Annotated in this window: 20 protein-coding genes and 1 tRNA gene; 13 read left to right on the forward strand and 8 right to left on the reverse strand. The window is 68.9% G+C overall.

What is annotated here, in order from left to right:
- The first annotated feature begins 39 nt into the window (after window positions 1-39).
- Both VB738_RS05330 and VB738_RS05335 read left to right on the forward strand, forming a co-directional pair.
- Window positions 40-249, forward strand: coding sequence for a DUF350 domain-containing protein (locus VB738_RS05330; protein WP_094584670.1), 210 nt, complete (start codon window positions 40-42; stop codon window positions 247-249).
- Between the two features lie 23 nt (window positions 250-272).
- Entirely contained in the window at window positions 273-2,801 is a 2,529-nt protein-coding gene (locus VB738_RS05335) for a ligase-associated DNA damage response DEXH box helicase (protein WP_323304758.1), read from the forward strand.
- 31 nt (window positions 2,802-2,832) lie between these two features.
- Here VB738_RS05335 and VB738_RS05340 read toward each other — a convergent pair.
- From VB738_RS05340 to cax, 3 genes are all read right to left on the reverse strand, one after another.
- Window positions 2,833-2,917: transfer RNA gene (locus VB738_RS05340), tRNA-Ser, on the reverse strand.
- Window positions 2,918-2,978: 61 nt separating this feature from the next.
- Window positions 2,979-4,160 (reverse strand): pentapeptide repeat-containing protein, encoded by a 1,182-nt coding sequence (locus VB738_RS05345; RefSeq protein ID WP_323304759.1) that lies wholly within the window; start codon window positions 4,158-4,160, stop codon window positions 2,979-2,981.
- On the reverse strand, window positions 4,157-5,272 hold the full coding sequence (cax, locus tag VB738_RS05350) for a calcium/proton exchanger (RefSeq protein ID WP_323304760.1): 1,116 nt from the start codon (window positions 5,270-5,272) through the stop codon (window positions 4,157-4,159). Before cax ends, VB738_RS05345 begins: the two co-directional genes overlap by 4 nt.
- Before the next feature lie 224 nt (window positions 5,273-5,496).
- Between cax and VB738_RS05355 the strand changes: the two genes are divergently transcribed.
- The 4 genes from VB738_RS05355 (at window position 5,497) to siaD (ending at window position 8,631) form a co-directional block, all read left to right on the forward strand.
- A complete protein-coding gene (locus tag VB738_RS05355) occupies window positions 5,497-6,732 on the forward strand; it encodes a SpoIIE family protein phosphatase (RefSeq protein ID WP_323304761.1) in 1,236 nt (411 codons plus the stop codon).
- 91 nt (window positions 6,733-6,823) lie between these two features.
- Window positions 6,824-7,372: a biofilm regulation protein kinase SiaB gene (gene siaB / locus VB738_RS05360; RefSeq protein WP_323304762.1), complete on the forward strand. Its 549-nt coding sequence runs from the start codon at window positions 6,824-6,826 to the stop codon at window positions 7,370-7,372.
- A gap of 4 nt (window positions 7,373-7,376) precedes the next feature.
- Window positions 7,377-7,772: a biofilm regulation phosphoprotein SiaC gene (siaC, locus tag VB738_RS05365; protein WP_323304763.1), complete on the forward strand. Its 396-nt coding sequence runs from the start codon at window positions 7,377-7,379 to the stop codon at window positions 7,770-7,772.
- A gap of 1 nt (window position 7,773) precedes the next feature.
- Window positions 7,774-8,631, forward strand: coding sequence for a biofilm regulation diguanylate cyclase SiaD (gene siaD / locus VB738_RS05370; protein ID WP_323304764.1), 858 nt, complete (start codon window positions 7,774-7,776; stop codon window positions 8,629-8,631).
- Window positions 8,632-8,709: 78 nt separating this feature from the next.
- Here siaD and nrdJ read toward each other — a convergent pair whose 3' ends face one another.
- Entirely contained in the window at window positions 8,710-11,082 is a 2,373-nt protein-coding gene (gene nrdJ, locus VB738_RS05375) for a ribonucleoside-triphosphate reductase, adenosylcobalamin-dependent (protein WP_323304765.1), read from the reverse strand.
- A 108-nt stretch (window positions 11,083-11,190) separates the two neighbouring features.
- Here nrdJ and VB738_RS05380 point away from each other — a divergent pair, with 108 nt between their 5' ends.
- The 4 genes from VB738_RS05380 to VB738_RS05395 all read left to right on the forward strand — a co-directional run bounded on the left by VB738_RS05380 (window position 11,191) and on the right by VB738_RS05395 (window position 14,596).
- Window positions 11,191-11,886, forward strand: a complete 696-nt coding sequence (locus VB738_RS05380; protein ID WP_323304766.1) for a class I SAM-dependent methyltransferase — start codon at window positions 11,191-11,193, stop codon at window positions 11,884-11,886.
- A complete protein-coding gene (locus tag VB738_RS05385) occupies window positions 11,883-13,535 on the forward strand; it encodes a peptide chain release factor 3 (protein ID WP_323304767.1) in 1,653 nt (550 codons plus the stop codon). The genes VB738_RS05380 and VB738_RS05385 overlap by 4 nt, the downstream gene beginning before the upstream one ends.
- A gap of 110 nt (window positions 13,536-13,645) precedes the next feature.
- A complete protein-coding gene (locus VB738_RS05390) occupies window positions 13,646-13,885 on the forward strand; it encodes a hypothetical protein (RefSeq protein WP_015108317.1) in 240 nt (79 codons plus the stop codon).
- Between the two features lie 24 nt (window positions 13,886-13,909).
- Window positions 13,910-14,596, forward strand: coding sequence for a CPP1-like family protein (locus VB738_RS05395; RefSeq protein WP_323304768.1), 687 nt, complete (start codon window positions 13,910-13,912; stop codon window positions 14,594-14,596).
- A 7-nt stretch (window positions 14,597-14,603) separates the two neighbouring features.
- On the opposite strand, the gene hslO is transcribed toward VB738_RS05395, so the two are convergent.
- Entirely contained in the window at window positions 14,604-15,521 is a 918-nt protein-coding gene (hslO, locus tag VB738_RS05400; protein ID WP_323304908.1) for an Hsp33 family molecular chaperone HslO, read from the reverse strand.
- A gap of 40 nt (window positions 15,522-15,561) precedes the next feature.
- The gene (locus VB738_RS05405; protein ID WP_323304769.1) at window positions 15,562-16,215 is read right to left on the reverse strand and encodes an ABC transporter ATP-binding protein; all 654 of its coding nucleotides are present in this window, start codon (window positions 16,213-16,215) and stop codon (window positions 15,562-15,564) included.
- A gap of 86 nt (window positions 16,216-16,301) precedes the next feature.
- On the opposite strand from VB738_RS05405, the gene VB738_RS05410 reads away from it, so the two are divergent.
- Entirely contained in the window at window positions 16,302-16,748 is a 447-nt protein-coding gene (locus VB738_RS05410) for a DUF3531 family protein (protein ID WP_015108321.1), read from the forward strand.
- Window positions 16,748-17,563, forward strand: a complete 816-nt coding sequence (locus VB738_RS05415) for an RsmE family RNA methyltransferase (RefSeq protein ID WP_323304770.1) — start codon at window positions 16,748-16,750, stop codon at window positions 17,561-17,563. The genes VB738_RS05410 and VB738_RS05415 overlap by 1 nt, the downstream gene beginning before the upstream one ends.
- Here the strand turns inward: VB738_RS05415 and VB738_RS05420 are convergent.
- Window positions 17,529-17,906: a hypothetical protein gene (locus VB738_RS05420; protein WP_323304771.1), complete on the reverse strand. Its 378-nt coding sequence runs from the start codon at window positions 17,904-17,906 to the stop codon at window positions 17,529-17,531. The two genes, VB738_RS05415 and VB738_RS05420, sit on opposite strands and share 35 nt — an antisense overlap.
- Before the next feature lie 91 nt (window positions 17,907-17,997).
- On the opposite strand from VB738_RS05420, the gene VB738_RS05425 reads away from it, so the two are divergent.
- Entirely contained in the window at window positions 17,998-18,759 is a 762-nt protein-coding gene (locus VB738_RS05425) for a DUF92 domain-containing protein (RefSeq protein WP_323304772.1), read from the forward strand.
- Here VB738_RS05425 and VB738_RS05430 read toward each other — a convergent pair.
- The coding region (locus VB738_RS05430; RefSeq protein WP_323304773.1) for a sigma-70 family RNA polymerase sigma factor at window positions 18,683-19,605 on the reverse strand (923 nt) is incomplete at its 5' end. The two genes, VB738_RS05425 and VB738_RS05430, sit on opposite strands and share 77 nt — an antisense overlap.

The raw sequence follows: 19,605 nt of genomic DNA on the forward strand, positions 1-19,605 counted from the left end.
GGGGTGTCCCTACGGTGGGGCCGGCTTCGAGACGCGGGGATGGTCAAACCACTGCTCCAGATGCTGCTGATGGTCGGCTGGACCTTTCTGGGCATCATCCTCATCTATGTCGGGCTCCTGCTCTTCGATCGCCTCTCGCCGATCGATTACCGGGCCGAGATCCGCCGGGGCAACATCGCCGCCGGGGTGGTGCTGGGGGCCGTGATCCTGGCCATCGCCGCCGTGGTGGTGGCGGTGCTCTCCACCTGAGCCGTCCCCGCCCCGCCCAACCCTTGTCCCCTTCCCCCGCGGCGGCGCTGCGGCCGATCGAGGCCTGGTTCGACCGCCGTGGCTGGCGGCCGATGCCCTTCCAGCGCCAGTGCTGGCGCGCCTATCTCGAGGGGGCCAGCGGCCTGATCCAGGTGCCCACCGGCTCGGGGAAGACCTACGCCGCCGTGATGGGGCCGATCGCGGCGATGCTCAGCGAGAACGGGGCCGCCGAAGCGCAGGGGGGCGCCGGGCCGGAGGGCGGGCTGCGCCTGCTGGTGCTGACGCCCCTGCGGGCCCTGAGCCGGGATCTGTTGCTGGCGATCCGGGAGCCGATCGAGGCGATGGGCTGGCCGCTGCGGGTGGGACTGCGCAACGGCGACACCAGCAGCCATGAGCGGGGCAAGCAGCTCAAGGCCCCGCCCCAGATCCTGATCACCACCCCCGAGTCCCTCTCCCTGTTGCTGGCCGGCCCCCGGGCCGAGGCCCTGTTCGCCGACCTGGAGGCGGTGGTGATCGATGAATGGCACGAGCTGATGGGCAGCAAGCGCGGCTCCCAGACCGAGCTCTGTCTGAGCTGGCTGCGGGGCCGGCGGCCCGCCCTGCGCACCTGGGCGATCAGCGCCACCATCGGCAACCTGGAGGAGGCGGCCCGGGCCGCGGTGGGGGTGGACGGCGAGCCGCGGATCATCACCGCCCGGATCCAGCGGGACACCCGGATCCGCAGCCTGCTGCCCGACACGATCGACGGCTTCCCCTGGGCCGGCCACCTGGGGCTGCGCATGTACGAGGAGCTGGTGGCCGCCCTGGACCCGGCCGTCTCCACCCTGCTGTTTACCAACACCCGCAACCAGGCCGAACGCTGGCACCAGTGCCTGCGCTTCGCCTGCCCCGAGATGGATGGGGCCCTCGCCCTGCACCACAGCGCCATCGATCGGGCCGAGCGCGAGGCGATCGAAGCGGGGGTGAAGGCCGCCGAGATCCGCTGGGTGGTGTGCACCAGCTCCCTCGATCTGGGGGTCGACTTCCAGCCGGTGGAGCGGGTGGTGCAGATCGGCAGCGCCAAGAACCTGGCCCGGCTGCTGCAGCGGGCGGGGCGCTCGGCCCATCAGCCCGGGGGCACGGCCCAGGTGCTGTTCATGCCCACCAACGCCCTGGAACTGCTGGAGGTGTCGGCAATGCGCCGGGGGCTGGGGGAGGGGCTGGTAGAGCACCGCCGCCCGCCGCAGGAGCCGCTCGATGTGCTGCTCCAGCACCTGGTGAGCCTGGCCTGCGGTCCCGGCTTCGAGCCCGAGGCCACCCTCGCGGCGGTGCGTCGCACCTGGAGCTACCGCCACCTGGAGCGCAGCCGCTGGGACTGGTGTCTGCGCTTCCTGGAGGAGGGGGGCGACTGTCTGGGGGCCTACCCCCGTTACCGCAAGCTGGAGCGGGAGCCGGACGGGGCGGGCGCGGACGGCCCTTGGCGCTTCGTGGTGCGGGAGCTGGCCATCGCGCGCCTGCACCGCCTCAACATCGGCACGATCAGCGCCGACCGCGCCGTGACCGTGCGCTTCGTACGGGGGGCCGTGCTGGGCCATGTGGAGGAAGTCTTCATCGGCCGGCTCAAGCCGGGGGACGTCTTCTTCTTCGCCGGCCGCCAGCTGGAGTTCGTACGGCTGCGGGAGATGACGGCGATGGTCAAGGCGACCACGCGCCGCAGCGCCACGGTGCCCGCCTGGGGCGGCGGCCAGATGGCCCTCTCCGACCTGCTCAGCGCCCACCTGCGCCGGGAGGTCGACCGCTGCGCCCGCGCCCTCGATGGCGAGGCCGGTTTCGGCCTCGACACCGCCGAGCTGCGGGCCCTGGAGCCCCTGCTGGAGCGACAGGTGCAGCTCTCCGCCCTGCCCCGCACGCACCAGTTTCTGGTGGAGCTGTGCCACACCCGGGAGGGCAGCCATCTCTACGCCTTTCCCTTCGAGGGCCGCTTCGTGCACGAGGGCCTCGGCTTCCTGTGGTCGTGGCGGCTGGCCCGGCACCACCCCGGCACCTTCACGGTCTCGGTGAACGACTACGGCTTCGAGCTGCTCGCCCCCCGCGGCTACCCGTTCGAAGAGCTGCTGGCGCAGCACGCCGAGAGCCTGCTGGATCCCGCCGGGCTACTGGAGGACCTGGAGCGGGCCGTGAACCTCTCCGAGCTCTGCCGCCGGCGCTTCCGCTCCATCGCCCAGGTGAGCGGCCTGGTGCTGAACGGCTACCCCGGCCAGGCCCGCTCGGGCGGCCAGCTGCAGATCAGCGCCGCCCTGCTCTTCGACGTCTTCCAGCGCCATGAGCCCGGCAATCTGCTGCTGGCCCAGGCCCGCGGCGAGGTGCTGGAGGACCAGCTCGACCTCGGTCGGCTGATCGGCACCCTGCAGCGGCTCCAGGGGAGCGAGTGGCTGGAGCGGCACCCGCCCCGTCCCGGGCCCATGGCTTTCCCCCTGCTGGCGGAGCGGCTCAACAACCGGATGAGCAACGAATCCCTGCTGGAGCGCCTGGAGCGGCTGCGCCAGCAGGCCTGCCGGGCCGAGGGGCTCTGAGCGGCCGGGTGCGGGTGAGGGAGGAAAGGGACGGAGGGGGTGGGATTCGAACCCACGGAATCTTGCGATTCGCCGGTTTTCAAGACCGGAGCCATCAACCACTCGACCACCCCTCCAGGCTGGACGGCCTGCCGACCATGTCGGAAGCCTCGCCATGGTCCCATGGAGGGGCGACGCCTACAGCCGGCTGGGCAGCCCCTTGCAGCCACCTGGGATGGTCTGCCGGGAGCGGACCCCGCTCCAGGCCGCCAGGTAGGTCCGGCTGGCCGGATCCAGTTGGCGCACCCCCGAGAGGTTGACGTTCTCCACCTGGGCGCCGGTGCCGGCTCCGCCGACGTGGTCGGGCGGCTGCTGGGGCTGGGGTGGGGTGGCCTCCAGCGGGTCGCCGTAGAAGAAGCGGGTGGCGTGCAGGCAGGCCCCCTGCAGGTTGGCGCCGGCCAGATTGACGCCCGAGAGGTTCGCTTCAGACAGGTCGGCGCTGGAAAGATCGGCGCCGGAGAGATCGGCGCCGTTGAAATCGATGGCCCGCAGGTCGGTGCCGGCGAGGTCGGCCCCCCGCAGCATGCTCTGCAGGCGGATCACCGGGACGCCCCGCGGCCGGTCCTCTTCGTAACTGCCTTCGCCATCGAGGATGGCGCGCCCCAGCCGCTGGTCGCGGCGCAGGGGGGTCAGCAGCCGGGCATGGGAGAGAAACCGCAGGATGCGGGCCTTGCCGTCACCGTCGATGCTGCTCAGGACGGCGGCCAGGCGCCCCTCCGCGAGCATCCGCTCCAGGGGCCAGTCCTCCAGCAGCCCCTCCTCGTCGCTGATCAGCTCGGAGATGCCGTGGATGAAGCTGTCGATGGTCTGGGCCTGGGTGATGCGGTTCTGCTGGGTGGTGAGCCGCTGATCCACCATCACCTGGCGCCAGGCGATCATCAGGGCCACCAGGGCCACGAGGATCTGGCCGATGGCCCCGATCACCCCCTCCCCGAAGGCGCCGATCGCCTCCCAGTCGCCGTTGCGGTAGATCGCCAGCAGCGGGTCGAACCAGCCCAGGGCCAGGGGGATCGACAGCAGGGCGAGCACCAGGGACAGCAGCGCCAGCAGCCGAACCGTGGGGGGGTCCTCCAGCTGGCGGGCCAGAAGCTGCCAGAGGGGCGGCAGCAGCTGGCGCAGGGCCAGGACCACGACCAGCAGGGCCGCGGGCAGGGCCAGCCAGGCCAACCCCAGCACCAGGGCCGCCTGGAGCACCAGGAGCGTGAGCAGCAGCTGCAGGCCGGCTCCATGGCGCAGGCGGGTCCAGGCACCACCGGAGCGCAGGGCGAGGGGCGGGCCCGCGGGGGCGGACAGCGGACGGTCGTCCGGCTTCGTGCTCATGGGACCGGACTGCCCTGGAAGAAGAACCCGGCTGCCAGGATGGCGTAGGCGGCCAGGAGCAGCACCCCCTCCAGCCAGTCCGAGCGTCCATCGAGGCTGACCAGGTTGCTCACCAGCACCGCGGTCGCCACCGCCACCACCTCATAGACGTTGAAGCTGAGGTCGAGGGGATGGCCGAGCAGGGGGGCCACCAGCAGCAGCACGGGCACCACCAGAAGGCCCACGAGCAGGGTGGAGCCCAGGGCCACCGACACCGCCAGGTCCATCTTGTCCTTGCGGGCCATGCTCACCGCGGTGAGGTACTCCGCCGCGCCGCCCAGCAGGGGAAGCAACACCACGCCGGTGAACAGGGCCGAGAGGCCCAGGGACTCGGTGACGGTCTCGACCACCCCGACGAACAGCTCGGAGGCGTAGGCCAGGCCGACGGTGGCCGCCAGCAGCACGGCGACCCAGGGGAGCAGCGGCGGCTTGGGGCCGCTGCCTTCGCCGTGGGCCGGCTCCCCGCCCTCCACAGCCAGCTCCGCCTGCGCCACCGCATAAAGGGTGCGGTGGGTCTTCAGGGAGAACAGCAGGGTCAGGGCGTAGACAGCCAGCAGCACCCAGGCCACGAACAGGGAGAAGGACTCGGCGGCGCCGGCGTCGAGTCCCCCGGCGCCGTCACCCACCATCCCCCGCAGGCTCGGGATCAGGATCGCCAGGACAGCCAGGGTCATGGCCGAGCCGTTCACCCGGGCCACCACCGGCTGAAAGCGCTGCTCGCTGCGCCCGATCCCACCGACCAGCATCGACAGGCCGAGGGCGAGCAGCAGGTTGGCCATCACGGTGCCCGTGATGCTGGCCTTGACGATATCCACCAGGCCGGCCCTCAGGGCCGCCAGGGCGATGATCAGTTCGGTGGCGTTGCCGAACAGGGCGTTCAAGAGGGCCCCGATCGAGGGCCCGAGGGTGAGGGAGAGCTCCTCGGTGGCGGTGCTGAGCAGGATCGCCAGCGGAATGATCGAGAGGATCGACGTGACGAACACGATCCCATCGCCCCAGTGGAGCCGATCCGCCGCCGCAGCCACCGGCAGCATCGCCAGCAGGCCGGTGGCGATGCGCAGGCGAGGGGGCATGAAGAATCGTTAGTGTCGACCCATTGTGACCGACTGATGATCCCCGGGGCCGTGACCACCGCTGGTCGAATCGTCATGGCATCGGGATGGGACGGAGCCTGATCACGGCGGCGTCAGGATGATGGCAGCGCCGCCGGGATGTTCGGCTCAGAATGGCCACAGCAGCATGCTCCTGATTGCCCGACACCCTGCAGGCCAGCATGGGCCCGAAGAACCCTCAGGCGATGAACAACCCCGTCCAGCAGCGCGATGGCGGCGGGTCCGACCAGCGCTCGGCCCCCCGGAAGCCGCGTGGAGGACAACATCCCCCTTCCCGAAAACCTGCCGCATCCATTCAGCAGGTCTTCACCCTGATTGCGATTGTCAATGGTCTTGTTCTGCTGTATCTGGTCATCGCGGCCATCCAGCTGCTGAGGGTCCCAGGCAGCCGCTCAGCGGAGATCTATGTCTCCCTGATTCTGACCCTGCTGCTCGTCATCCTGGCCATCATCTCCTATCAGATCATCGCCAGACGCATCATCCTTCCCATAGCCCGACTGGTCAGGGAAGCCAGTGCGATCGAGAGCGACGACATGAGCAGCCTGCTGACGATCCGGAGCAACGATGAGATCTCCAGGCTGGCACAGGCCTTCAACATCGTTCTTGTCAAGATGCGGCAGGCGCTGGTCGCCGGTGAGGCCAGCAACCGGCAACTGCTCGAGGCGAATCGTCAGATCGAAGCCTCCATCAACTATGCGGGGCTGCTGCAGCGCTCGATCCTTCCGGACCGCCAACTGCAGGAAACCTTCGGCAACGACTATTTCATCCTCTGGCTGCCGCGGGACACCGTTGGTGGCGACTACTACATCTTCCATGCGGAGGGCAGGCACTGCCTGGCCGGGGTGGCCGACTGCGCCGGCCACGGCGTTTCCGGGGCGATGATGACCATGCTGGCCAGGGCAGGTATCGATCGCTCGATCATGGAAGTGGGCATCATCTCACCGGCGGCCATCCTGAGCTGCACCGACACCGCCATGCGTACCCTGCTGCATGGCGCCAGGATGAGCAAGTCGATCGCCACCAGCATGGACATCGGGCTGGTTCGCCTTGACTTCGAAGCCAGGACACTTAGATTCTCAGGAGCCAAGATCAGTCTCTACTGGAGTGATGGGCAAACCATGCACATGCTCAGAGGAGACCATCGGGCCATCTGCGACCAGCGCGTCGGCTCCTACACGGACCACGACATTCCCCTGTTGCCGGACTGCACCTATTACCTCACCACCGACGGCCTTCTGGACCAGTCAGGCGGTGACAACGGCTTTTCCCTCGGCACCCAGCAATTCAAGGAATGGCTGATCGGGCTGGCCCGCCAGCCGCTGCACCAGCAGCGCCAGGCCCTGGCCGATGCCCTCGAGCAGTTCCGCGGCAGTCATCCGCAGCGGGATGACATCACGATCCTTTCCTTCCGTTTCTCGTAGAGGCCTGACTGATGTCCCATGCGACCATGATCTGCCAAACCTTCCCCTGGCTCGCCAACGCCGCTCAAGGGCGGATCTCGGAACCGAAGTGATGACGATCACCACAAACAGTCTGATGTCTCTGAGGGAGTTTTTCAGTGATTATCAGATTCTCATCTGTTTCAATGGCCCCATTTCCACTACACTTATTGGTGAGATCGGTTCCGCCCTCAAGGAACACATTGAGTCCCATCACGCCCCAGAACTGGAAGTGATGGACGTGTTCAGTGTGTATATCGAGATGAGTCAGAATATCCGGAATTATGCCACCAGCCATGGCTTCAGCGATGCTGAGTCCTCCGCCACGGTCGTGATCGCCGCCGCCGAGGCTGGCCATTACGCCGTCTGTGCAGGTAACATCGTGGAGATGGATGATGGAAAAGCCCTGCTGGAGCGGATCCACGAACTCGCCGCCTGCGACAAGGCCCAGCTGAAGGTGCTCTACAAACAGCAGTTGCGCCAGCCCCACTCCCAGACCCCGGGGCAGGGTGCCGGCTTGGGTCTCATTGAGATCGCCAGACGCTCCAGTCAACCCATGGAGGCCTCCCTTGACCCCCTTGAGCCCGATCGCGCCTTCTTCAGCCTTCGGGCCATCATCTGATCCCATGAGCAGCAGCGCAGAACTGAACCTGTCGGTACCGGGCTCCCAGTCCAGTCCTTCCATCCGTGCGGACTGGAAGGCTGGTGTTGTGGTGATGAGTGGGGAGTCCTATCCTGAGAATTCGTTTGAGCTCTACGACCAGCTGATCCAGTGGATTGAATCCTATCTTTCAAGTGCCAATCAATCATTGACCCTTGAACTGCATCTCAACTACCTCAACACCAGCAGCATTCGCTTCATGATCGACATCTTTGATCTGCTGCAGAATGCCTTTGATGATGGCAAGGAAGTATTGGTGCAGTGGATGTTCGATGATCGCAACCCCCGTTCCGCCGAACTGGGTTCTGAATTCAAGGAAGACTACACCTTCCCATTTCTGATCCTTTCCATTAACGCCTGAAATGCCCGAGATTTCCGGTCCCAAACCTGACGACCAGCTGGAACAGGAAGTCATGGCCGTCCTGGCCGACCAGCGTTACGACAATGATCCAGTCCGTGAGCTTCTTGCCAGATTGTGGCACCGCATCGAAGAGCAGGTGGACCGACTGGAGCGGGTGGCTGATATCTCCGATCTTTACCAATCCCACGTGCTTGAGAGCAATCGCAGCCTCACGAATCGCTATGAGAAGCAACTGCGCCAGATCAAGCGAGTGGTACGAATCTCCGATCTCTATCAGGCCTCACTGAAGGAAGTGAATCTCACCCTGTTCGAGGCGTCCACCCACGATGCCCTGACGGGCATCTCCAATCGTCGCTTCATGGCGGAGCGCTGCCTTGAGGAGGATCAGCGCGCTACCAGGCACGGCTCAACCTATTCCATGATCATCCTGGATGTTGACCACTTCAAGTTGATCAACGACGAATATGGCCATGCCACCGGTGATCTGATGCTGGTGGACTTCGTCAAAGCACTCTCCGGGAGCCTTCGCCATTACGACATCATCGCCCGCTGGGGGGGAGAGGAGTTCCTCGCTCTGCTGATCGATGCTGATCTCGCCACGGCCGAAAGTGTGGCCAAGCGCATGTTGGCCAACATCCGCAGCATGCGCGTCTCCATCGACGACATGGAACTGAAACTCACTGCCAGCATGGGCCTGACTGAGCACAAGACCGACGAAAACTACGACGCCACATTCCGCAGGGCCGACAAGGCCCTGCTGATGGCCAAGAACGGCGGTCGCGATCGCCTCGTGGTCATCGATCCCGATGACCCTGTCAGCCATCGGGAAATCAGCACCCTGGCGACCACTGCCGAATAGGAGCGCCTAGACAATCTTCCCCAGAAAGGAGAATTCCCCGGCTGCGAGTGAGTCGGCGGCTTGTGGGCCGCCGGCGGCTCAGGCTTCGGGCTTGGCGAGCGGCAGCAGACACTTGTCGGAGTCGCACCCGGCCGGGCCGGCTTCGATCAGTTCGCCGCGGTCGTACGTCTGCAGGGCGAGGAAGAAATCGCCGCACACGCGCCGCTGCTCGACCTCCCCAACCATCCGGGTGTAGGTGGCCTGATCGATCGGCTCGAAGGGCAGCCGTGGGAAGGTGGCGTTGGCATCGAAACGGGCCAGGAGCGCCGCCGAGATGTAGCCCTCCCCGTTCTCAATGGCGTGATGGATTGCGGCGGCCAGAGGCTCGATCTCATGCTCGCGGAATTCCACGGTGGCCGAGGTGTTGTGGGTGGTGTAGTGCCGCTGCACCTGCATGTAGAAATCGAACTGGGCCAGAGCCGAGAAGTTGTTGATCTCCACCCGATCGGCCCCGGGCAGGTTGGCCCAGCTCACCTCGGTGGGAATCTCCACCAGCCATTCGGTGCAGCGCGGATCGAAGGGGTCATTCAGCAGCCGCCCCTGCTCGTCCTTGTCGGACTGGGAGGGAACGATCGCGTAGCCGTACTCCATGCAGGCCAGGGCCACCGGATCGTTCTTACGGAAGGTGATGCGGCGGATGAACCGCTGGGCCTTGGGGGGATGCCAGCCGGGGCTGGCGCCGGTGAGCAGGCTCTTGGTGCCGGCCGGCTGGACGGTGGTGCAGCGGTTGGGGCGGCGCATGCCATGGCGGTCGCAGTAGTCCCACACCGCCTCATGCACCCAGTCCTTCCAACGGGACAGGTAGGCCGCCTCCTGCTGGCGGAACGCCCGGCCCTCCTCGCTGTCGGGACGGCCCGCCTCCCACCACTGCAGCCAGGGCGTGCCGAAGGCATGGACGAAGAAGTCGAACAGGCCCGTGAAGCTGACCCCCACGATCGGATCCCAGGCCCGGCTGCGGCGGTAGCGCTCGACCTCGAAGCGGTGGTTCAGCAGGCAGGCCACCGCCAGACCACCGGCCTTGAAGGCATCCTCCTGGGCCTGGTGGTCGGCGGGGTCGATCCGGTTGAGATGGATCTCCGCCAGGTTGCAGTGGAAATCGGCGCCGAGAATCTCGCCGCAGGGGTTGAGGCCATAGCGGCCGAGCCGGTGTTCGAGCTCGTCGGCGCCGATCTCGGGATGGTGCAGCTGCAGCCAGCGGCCGGCTTCCTCCCGGCCCTGGTCGCAGTAGATGCCGATGAACTCGGTGCGCAGCTCGGGGGTGGTCAGCAGGTCGGCGTTGGAGCGGGCGATGGCCTCGGGGGCGAACTGGATGGCTCCTTCGCCCGACTGGAACTGCTTGGTGACCGCTTCCAGCACCACCTCGCGGCTGGGGCGCACGTGAAACACCCGGGTGTGGTTGGCCATGCGCAGGGCATCCCTTTCGGGGTCGATGCGCCAGTTGCCCTGCTCGTCCTGCTGCCAGAGGTTCTCCTTGGCGCCGAGGGCGGAGTCGTCATCGGCGCAGAACTGGCGCATGCCGGCACTGCGGCGGATGTTGCCGGCCACGATCGTCACCGCCGCCTCATCGATCAGCAGGCAGCACTCCACCGAAGTGAGCTGGCGGCCCCGGGCCTTGTTGAGGATCTGGGCGACGCGGCCGTAGAGATCCTTCAGCTTGACGGGATTGGCCATGCCGCCGAAGCCCTTGAGGGTTTCGCCCACCGGCCGCACATCGGACAGGTCGACCGAGACGTGGACGGGGCCGTCGAAGCGCTCATCGCTGCAGAGGTTGAGCAGCAGCCGGTAGCTCTCCACCCAGCCGGCCCGGGTGTCCCCGACGCGGACGCTGACGTGATGGCCCTCGATCACGTGGCTGGTCTGCTGCTGGCGCGAACCGATCGGCGTCAGGCCGATGTCGGTGACGCCGTCGATGACGAGGGTGTTGCGCACCTTCGGCAACCGGCTGATCAGATGGGGCTCGATGATGGCGCCGGTGCCGCAACCCATCATCGCCAGATCCATCATCAGGGCGAAGGCTTCCCAGTCCACCAGGTTGGTGGAGGTGCAGTTGTAGGCCCCGGAGAAGTTCTCAGGCTGCTCGATCCACTCAGTGCCGCCGATCCACAGCCAGCGGCCGGAGGGCAGGGCCATCTGGTGGCGCTGCATGCGCCGGATCAGCTCCACTTCGGAGGCGTCGAGGGAGCCGAGCAGCCGGAGGCCCTCCAGGTTGCGCTCGGCCACCTCATGCCAGCTCTCCCGACCACCGCTCGGGGTCTTGCGGCTGTAGGTGCGATAGAAGACCGGGTAGGCCGCCGGTGCGGTGACCGGGAAATCCGCGGCCGGCGCTGGGGTCGCGTCGCTGCCGGCGGATGTCGCCCCGGCGGATGTCGCCGCCGGGGCGGGGGTGGCTGGACGGGCGGCGGAGAGGGTCACTGGGGTACGGCCGGATCGTGTTGCGCACCATAACGCCACCTGTAGGGTCGGCAACGCTCACAGGCCACCAGCCACGGTGCCTGGGACGCCCCAGGGGATGCTGGAGCGATGGAGCGGATCTGCGAACCGGAGCTGATGGACGAGCCGCTGCAGGCCCAGGCCTATGCGGCGGCGGACTTCTCCAGCAGCGACCGGGCGGTGCTGGAGCGGATCGCGGCCCTCCCCGCACTCCTGGGGAGCGGTGACGGGACAGGGCTGAGCGTCGTCGATCTGGGCTGCGGACCGGGCAACATCACCTTTCTGCTGGCGCGGCGGTGGCCAGAGGCCCGGGTGCTGGGCATCGACGGATCCGCCGCCATGCTGGCCATCGCCGAGCGGCGGCGGCTGGCGGATCCGGCCGCCCACCGCCAGGTGCGCTTCCAGCGGCTGGTGCTACCCAGCCCCGAGCTGGAGGGACCCTGCAGCGCCGTGGTCAGCAACAGCCTGCTGCACCATCTCCATGATCCCGCCGTGTTGTGGGGGGCCGTGAAGCAGCTCTCGGGGCCGGACACCAGTCTCTTCGTGCGGGATCTGCGCCGGCCGGCCAATGCCGCGGACCTGGAGGCCCTGGTGGTCCGCCATGCCGGAGCGGCCCCGGAGGTGCTGCGGCGGGACTACAGCCATTCCCTGCGGGCCGCCTTCACGCCAGCCGAGGTGAGGGAGCAGCTGGTGGTCGCCGGGCTGGGGGGGCTGGAGGTCCGGGAGGTGGACGACCGGTACCTGGAGATCCAGGGCCACGGCCTGCCTGGCAGGCTGGCCCCATGACCAGCCGACCCCCCTCCGTCCCCGTTCCGGACACCGAAACCGCGGCCCTGGCGGCGGCGGTGAGCCGGCGCCGGAATTTCGCGATCATTTCCCACCCTGACGCGGGCAAGACGACCCTTACCGAGAAGCTGCTGCTCTACGGCGGGGCCATCCAGCAGGCGGGGGCGGTGAAGGCCAAGGGGGAGCAGCGCAAGGTGACCTCTGACTGGATGGAGCTGGAGAAACAGCGCGGCATCTCGATCACCTCCACCGTGCTCCAGTTCGACTACGCCGGCAGCACGATCAACCTGCTGGACACCCCCGGCCACCAGGATTTCTCGGAGGACACCTACCGGACCCTGGCCGCCGCCGACAACGCCGTGATGCTGGTGGATGCGGCCAAGGGCCTGGAACCCCAGACCCGCAAGCTGTTCGAGGTCTGCCGGATGCGGCGCATCCCGATCTTCACCTTCATCAACAAGATGGATCGGCCGGGGCGCGAACCCCTGGAGCTGATCGACGAGATCGAGCAGGAGCTGGGGCTGGCCTGCTGGCCGGTGAACTGGCCGATCGGCAGCGGCGACCGCTTTCGCGGCGTCATCGACCGGCGCTCCCAGGATCTGCTGCTGTTCGAGCGGGCCGAACGGGGCCGCCAGAGCCTGGAGCGACGCCTGGCCCCCAGCGACCCCGGCCGCAGCGAGCGGGTGGAAGCCGAGCTGCTGGAGCTGGCCTCGGAGGAACTGGAACTGGTGGAGGGGGCAGGAGCGGAACTGGATCTGGAGCGGGTGCACGCCGGCGAGCTGAGCCCGGTGTTCTTCGGTTCGGCGATGACCAATTTCGGCGTGCGCCCCTTCCTCGATGCCTTCCTGGAGCTGGCCCAACCCCCCGTGGCCCGGGAGAGCGACCAGGGACCAGTGGATCCGCTGCGGCCGGAGTTCAGCGGCTTCGTGTTCAAGCTGCAGGCCAACATGGACCCGCGCCACCGTGACCGCGTCGCCTTCGTGCGGGTGTGCAGCGGCCGCTTCGAGAAGGACATGAGCGTGCGCCACGCCCGCAGCGGACGCACCATCCGCCTGTCCCGCCCACAGAAGCTGTTCGGCCAGGACCGGGAGGTGGTGGAGGACGCCTACCCCGGCGATGTGATCGGCCTCAACAACCCCGGCATGTTCGCCATCGGCGACACCCTCTACACCGGTGCGCGGGTGGAGTACGAGGGGATTCCCTGCTTCAGCCCGGAGATCTTCGCCTGGCTGCGCAACCCCAACCCCTCGGCCTTCAAGAGCTTCCGCAAGGGGGTGAACGAACTGCGGGAGGAGGGCGCCGTGCAGGTGCTCTACGACACCGACCCCAGCAAGCGGGACCCGATCCTGGCGGCCGTGGGCCAGCTGCAGCTGGAGGTGGTGCAGTACCGGCTGGAGAACGAGTACGGCGTCACCAGTCGGCTCGAACCGCTGGAATTCAGCCTGGCCCGCTGGGTGAGCGGGGGCTGGCCGGCATTGGAACGGGTCGGCCGCCTGTTCAACTGCAAGACGGTCCGCGATGCCTGGGACCGGCCGGTGCTGCTGTTCCGCAACGACTGGAATCTGCACCAGCTGCAGGAGGACCACCCCGAACTGGAGCTGCACGGAGTGGCGCCGGTGGTGAGCGGGGTGGAGCCCATCGCCCTCTGATCCGATCGCTGCCTTGGTGTTGGCGCGGTGGAAACCCTCCCTCGCGCCATGCCGGCGGAGGGGGCAGAATGAAGCAACAATTCGTCACGCCGCAACGGACGGTCACTGCGATGCCTCGATCCGTGACGCCATCCCCGCTCTGGCTCGTGCGTCCCCGCAGCGACGGGGGCAGTGATTACGTGAGCTTCCAGCCTTCCCAAGGCGCCGTGGAGATGCGTGAAGGCAGCCACCTGCCCCCCCAGATGCCCCTGCTCAAGCGGCGGCGGTCGCTGGCCGTCGAGGAGGCCGAGGCCTGCCGTCGCCGTCTGCAACAGGAAGCCGGATATCACCGCAGTGAACCGCTTTTTTAGCCCTGGCTCGATACGCTCGGTGGTATGAACCAAGGATCCGACCAGTCCCACCCGGCCCCTGACGCTTCCGATCCGTACGAGCGGCTAGGTGTCCCCCCGGACGCCTCCTTTGACACGGTCCAGGAGGCCAAGCTGGCCAGGCTCAAGGAGGCCGGTGATGATCCGATGGTGCGCTCCCGTATTGAGGCCGCCTACGACGCCGTGCTGATGGACCGGCTCAAGGAACGCCAGCAAGGACGGGTCAGCAGCGCTGCCCGTTCCGCCTCCCAGCGGGAGCAGGCCTCACCACCACCGAGCCGCCCGGCCCTGTCGGCCCTGCCCAGCCTGCCCCAGCTTCCCCCCTCGCGCCTGCCGCGCCCCAGCTTCTCCCTGCCCCGGCTGCAGTTCGCCAGCGGCCGTGAGCTCTGGTTTCCCCTGGCGGCCGACGGCCTGCTTCTCGTGCTGCTGGTGCTGATGCCCGGAGCCGCCCCCGAGTTGCTCACAGCCCTGGCCACGGGCGTCACCCTGCTCAACCTGCAGCGCCGCAACGGACGTTTCCTGGCGGCGGTGGGCTGGTCCTTCGCCCTGCTCTGCCTGGGCCTGGTCCTCGGCGGTCTGCTGGCCGGCGGGCTGGGGCCGTCCCTGGGCTCCGGCCTGCCCGTCACCACCCTGCAGCTGCAGAGCATCCCCGCCATTTTGCTGCTGCTGCTCGGAGCCCTGCTGATCGCCTGAACGCAGCTCAGGCGACGGCAGCCAGCTCGTCGATCAGTTCCTGCAGTTCGGGGGCCTCCACCCGGTACACCTCGCTGCAGAAATGGCAGGTGAGTTCCGCCTGGCCGTCCTCGTCAAGCATGGCGCTGAGTTCATCCCGACCCAGGAGCCGCAGGGCGCTGACACTGCGGTGGCGGCTGCAGGGGCAGTGGAAGCGCACCGGCTGCTTGATCGGCGCCGCCTCGAGGGGCTGGGGATCGAGATCCGGAAAGATGTCCTCGAACAGGGCGTGGAGCTGGTCGGCATTGGCGGCGAGCCGCTCGCTGAAACCGGTGATCTCCCGGCAGCGCTCCTCCAGCAGGGCCACCAGGGCCGGCTCACGGGCCGCCTTCGGCAGCACCTGCACCAGCACCCCACCAGCGCAGCGCACACCGGAACTGTCGATCGTCTCCCCCACGAACAGGGCCGAAGGGGTCTGCTCGGAGTGGAGCAGGTAGGAGGCCACGTCCTCGCCGATGCCGCCGCTCACCAGCTCCACGGTGCTGCTGAAGGGTTCCCCCTGGCCCCGGTCCCGCACCACATGCAGGTAGCCGGTGCCGGTGGCGCGGCGGAAGTCGAAGCGGTGCCCGCCGGCCGCGTCCGGGAGGAGATCAAGCTCCAGGTCCGGGCGGCCGACGTAGCCGCGCACGGTTCCGTCCCGGCCCGCATCCACCATCAGACCCCGCAGGGGCCCGTCGGACTGGATGCGCAGATTCACGCGTCCGTGGGCCACCTTCATCGAGCTGGCCAGCAGCAGGCCCGCCGTCATGGCGCGGCCCAGCAGGGCCGTGGTGAGAAAGGAGAGCCCGTGGCGATCGCAGGCCTGGCGGCTGGCGGCGGTGGTGGTGACCGCCACCATGCGAATGCCGCCACCGGCACCGGTAGCCCTCAGCAGGCTGTCTCCCATGATCCGTCCCCCCATCAGCCCGTCCCCCACCATCAGCTCGTCATCGTAAGGAGACAGATCGCGGCGCCTCCAGGGGCCCCAGGATGCCGCCCTCCAGGCGCCAGCCGTGATCGATCACCCCCCGGAACAGCTCGGGTTCGTGGGTGACCACCAGCAGGGCCCGCTCCCGGGCCAGGTCGGCGAGCAGTTGCAGCACCTCCTCCCGCACGGTCCAGTCGAGGCCGGCGGTGGGCTCATCCAGCAGCAGCACCCGGGCATCGCGCACCAGCTGCACCGCCAGCGCCAGGCGCCGCTGCTGGCCGCCGCTGAGGCGCTCGGGAGCCTGCTGCAGGGAGAGGTGGCCGAGCCCCACCTGCTCCAGCACGGCCTCGGCCTTCTCGGCGGTGAGCCGCCGCTGGCCCAGCTTCAGCTCCTGGCCCACCGTCAGGCCGAGGAAATGGCGTTCCGGGAACTGGAACACCAGCCCGCACAGCCAGCGGCGCTGGCGGCTGCTGAGGATCTCCCCCTGCCAGAGGATGCGGCCGGCATCGGCTTCGGCCAGGCCGCAGAGCACCTCCAGCAGGGTGGTCTTGCCGCTGCCGCTGCGGCCGGCCACCAGGGCCGGGGCGCCCACCGACAGCTGCAGCGAGACGTCACGCAGCACCGGCGCGGCCGCCGTGGCGGGGTGATAGCGCAGGCCGATCACATCGAGCATCCCACCAGCATGCCGTCCGGCGCTGCGGCGCTGGAGCCCTGGAGCGTGTTGGATGGGGGAACACGCGCGCCGTCACCCCCTTCTCCATGGATGTCCGATTTCGCGAGGTGGATCCGTTCAACTGCTGGATCTGGCTGCACTTCGCCGACCAGCCCGGCGGGGCCGAGCGGGGTTACGTCGAAACGGCCTTCGACAGCTGGTTCTTCCTCGGCAAGCTGGGCGGCTTCAATGCCGAGAACCTGCAGACCCATGAGGGGGGTGTGGACCTGGGCTGGCTCCCCTACGACACCGAATCCGCCGAACGCTGCCTGCCGGCCCTGATGCACAACATGGGGCCGATGGAGTACCAGGACGACTGGGCCCGCTGCTGGGTCGACCTGGGCACCAGCGATGCCCTGGCCCTCGATGTGCTGATCAACGCCCTGCGCCAACTGGACAACGACGTGCTCGAGATCACCGAACTGGTGATCGGCGGTCTCAACGAGGACTGGCCGATCGACGAGGAGCCCGAGAGCCCGTTCTCCAGGGACTGATGGGGCGGGAGCTGCGCCGGCTGCTGATCACCCCGGAGCGGATCGCTGCCCTGGCGTCCGGGGGCCCGGACCAGGCCCGGCTGGCCCTCGAGCCTCCGGAACGCCACTACCTGGAGCGGGTGCTGCGCTACCGCCCCGGCGATCGCCTGGCGCTGGTCGACGGCATCGGCGGCCTCTGGACGGCGGTGCTCGACCCAGAGCGGAGCCTGCGGCTGGAGCAGGACCCCGGCGCGCCCCTGCTGCGGGAGGCACCGCCCGGGCCGCCCCTGGAGCTCGCCATGGCCGTGCCGCGGCGGGAGGCGGATCTGGTCTGGCGCATGGCCACCGAGCTGGGGGCCGACCGGCTTCAGCCCCTGCTGGCCGACCATGGCGCCCCGGGGGAGCGCTGTCCGACCGAGCGTTGGCAGGGGATCGTGCGGGAGGCCACCGAGCAGTGCGAACGGCTATGGCATCCGGTTCTGGAATCCCCCCGGCCGGCCAGGGAGTGGCTGGCCCGGCCCGCGGCCGGGATCGCCCTGCTGGCCACCACCCGGCGGGAGGATCTGCCCCTCTGCAGCCAACGGTTGCGGGAGCTGGTGGAGGGGGTGAACGAAGGGACGGGCGACACGAACCTGGCGGCCGGCCTCCGGCTGGCGATCGGTCCGGAAGGCGGCTGGAGCCCCCGGGAGGAGGAACGGGCCGAAGCCGCCGGCTGGCAGCCGGTGAGCCTGGGGCCAACGATCCTGCGCACGGCCACGGCCGCGGTGGCCGGCCTGGCCCTGCTGGCCGACTGGCGGGCGCTCAGGAGCGCATCATGCCGGCGGCCATCTCCTTGAATGCGCCCAGATTGGCGCCGGGGGTGCGGCGCTTCATCGGGGTGGCCCCACCGGCGGTGACGCACTCAGGGGCGAAGGTGGCCATCGACGGGGCCGGCCGCAGCGCCTCGGCGGCGGCCAGTTCGGCGGCGATCGCTTCAGCGGTGGTGAGACCCGAAACGGGCTGAGAGGTGCCTTCCCCAGCCGCCGGGGCAACGGACGCCGCAGTCTTGGCCTCGGCCGGCTGGGGAGCTGCTTTGGCAGCGGGCTTGGCTTCGGCCTTGGGGGGGGCCACCACGGCCGGGGGCTGGTTGCCTTCGCCGCCACCCAGATCGAGGAAGAACTTGGGTCGTTTGAAGACCATTCGGAGCACCGCCGGATGCAGGGATTATCCGCCGAAGCCGGCGCCCCACAGCGCCTGGCTTAGATCTGTGCAACACAACCGGGCTCCCGCCATGCTGCCGCTGCCGCCCCAGGACCCCCTCCACTGGCTGGCGGCCCTGGCGATCAACGGGCTGCTGATCGGCCTGGCCCAGCGCCTGCCCGTCCTCACCCGGGCCGGCTGGGTCCATGCCGGAGTGCTCGGCACCCTGCTGTGGGGAAGCCTGGGCTGGCGGGGCTGGCTGGCGGTGGTGGTGTATCTCGCCCTGGGCAGCGCGGTGACGAAGCTGGGGTTCCGCCGCAAGCGGGAGCTGGGGCTGGCCGAGGGCCGGGAGGGCAGGCGCGGGCCGGAGAACGTCTGGGGCTCCGCCCTGGTGGGCACGGTGCTGGCCCTGCTGGCCTGCCGGGCACCGGCGGGAGCGGTGCCGCTGTTGCTGGCCGGTTTCGCCGCCAGCTTCGCCGCCAAGCTCGCCGACACCTTCGGCAGCGAGATCGGCAAGCGGTGGGGCCGGCACACCGTGCTGATCACCAGCCTGCGGCCGGTAGCGCCCGGCACCGAGGGGGCCATCAGCCTGGAGGGCACCGCCGCCAGCCTCCTGGGCAGCGCCCTGATGACGCTGGCCATGGGGGCCCTGGGGGTGATCCGCGGCTGGCCGCTGGCGGCCCTGGTGGGCGGCGTCGGACTGGTGGCCACCCTGGCCGAGAGCGTGGTGGGCGCCAGCCTGCAGCGTCACTGGCGCTGGCTGAGCAACGAGGTGGTCAACGGACTCCAGACCCTGCTGGCGGCCCTGCTGGCGATGGCGCTGGTGCCGTGGCTGCTGCCTGGGTCGGGCTGAGCGTCCCCTGGCGCCAGGCGAGGGCGGCGCGCCTGAGGCGGTCGAGGGCGGCGTCGTGGTGGCGCTGGGCCTGGCGGGCCGGGATCCCCAGCTGCCGGCCCAGCTCCACCCAGGTGCAACCCCCATCGAGGCGGCCCACCAGCAGCTCCCGCTCCCGTGGCTCGAGATCGGCCAGCTGGCGCCGCAGCCACTGGCGCTCGGCGCCGCGGGCTTCGCTGCCGTCCGCCACCGGCTCATCGCCGTCGGGGCTGGCTGGGGCCGCCAGCAGATCCAGCAGGCAGCTGGCCGCCTCGACCTCGCCGCTTCCCGCGCCGATGGGGGCATCCAGGCTCCGCACCCGGGCGGCTCGGCGGATCGCCAGGGCCTCCTCGAGCCGGGCCGGATCGCAGGCCAGCTGCTCGGCAAGGGCGGCCGGCGGCAGTGGATCGAGCCCCTGGCGGCGGCGGGCCTCCTGCAGGCCCAGCACCTGCTGGTGCAGGTCCCACAGGGGCCGGGGCGGACGCACCATGGGCTGGCGGTCCCGCCGCTCGCGGCGCATCGCCCCCTGGATATACGGCACCGCGAAGCTGCTGAGGCTGACGTTGCGGTCGGGATCGAAGGCCTCGACGGCCCGGATCAGGCCGAGGCTGCCCACCTGGGCGAGGTCCTCGAAGGCCATCCCCGCGTCGACACCCTGACGCCCGGCGATGCTGTACACGAGCGGCAGGTTGTCCTCCACCAGCAAGTTGCGCCAGCGCAGGCGGCTGACCGGATCGGTGGCCTCGGCGTAGGCCCTGAGACGGCGGCGATTACGGGTGCGGCGATCGACGATCGCTTCGGGGATCTCGCGGCAGCCCGCACAGATGT

Source organism: Cyanobium gracile UHCC 0139 (assembly GCF_034931325.1).
Classification (GTDB): Bacteria; Cyanobacteriota; Cyanobacteriia; order PCC-6307; family Cyanobiaceae; genus Cyanobium; species Cyanobium gracile_B.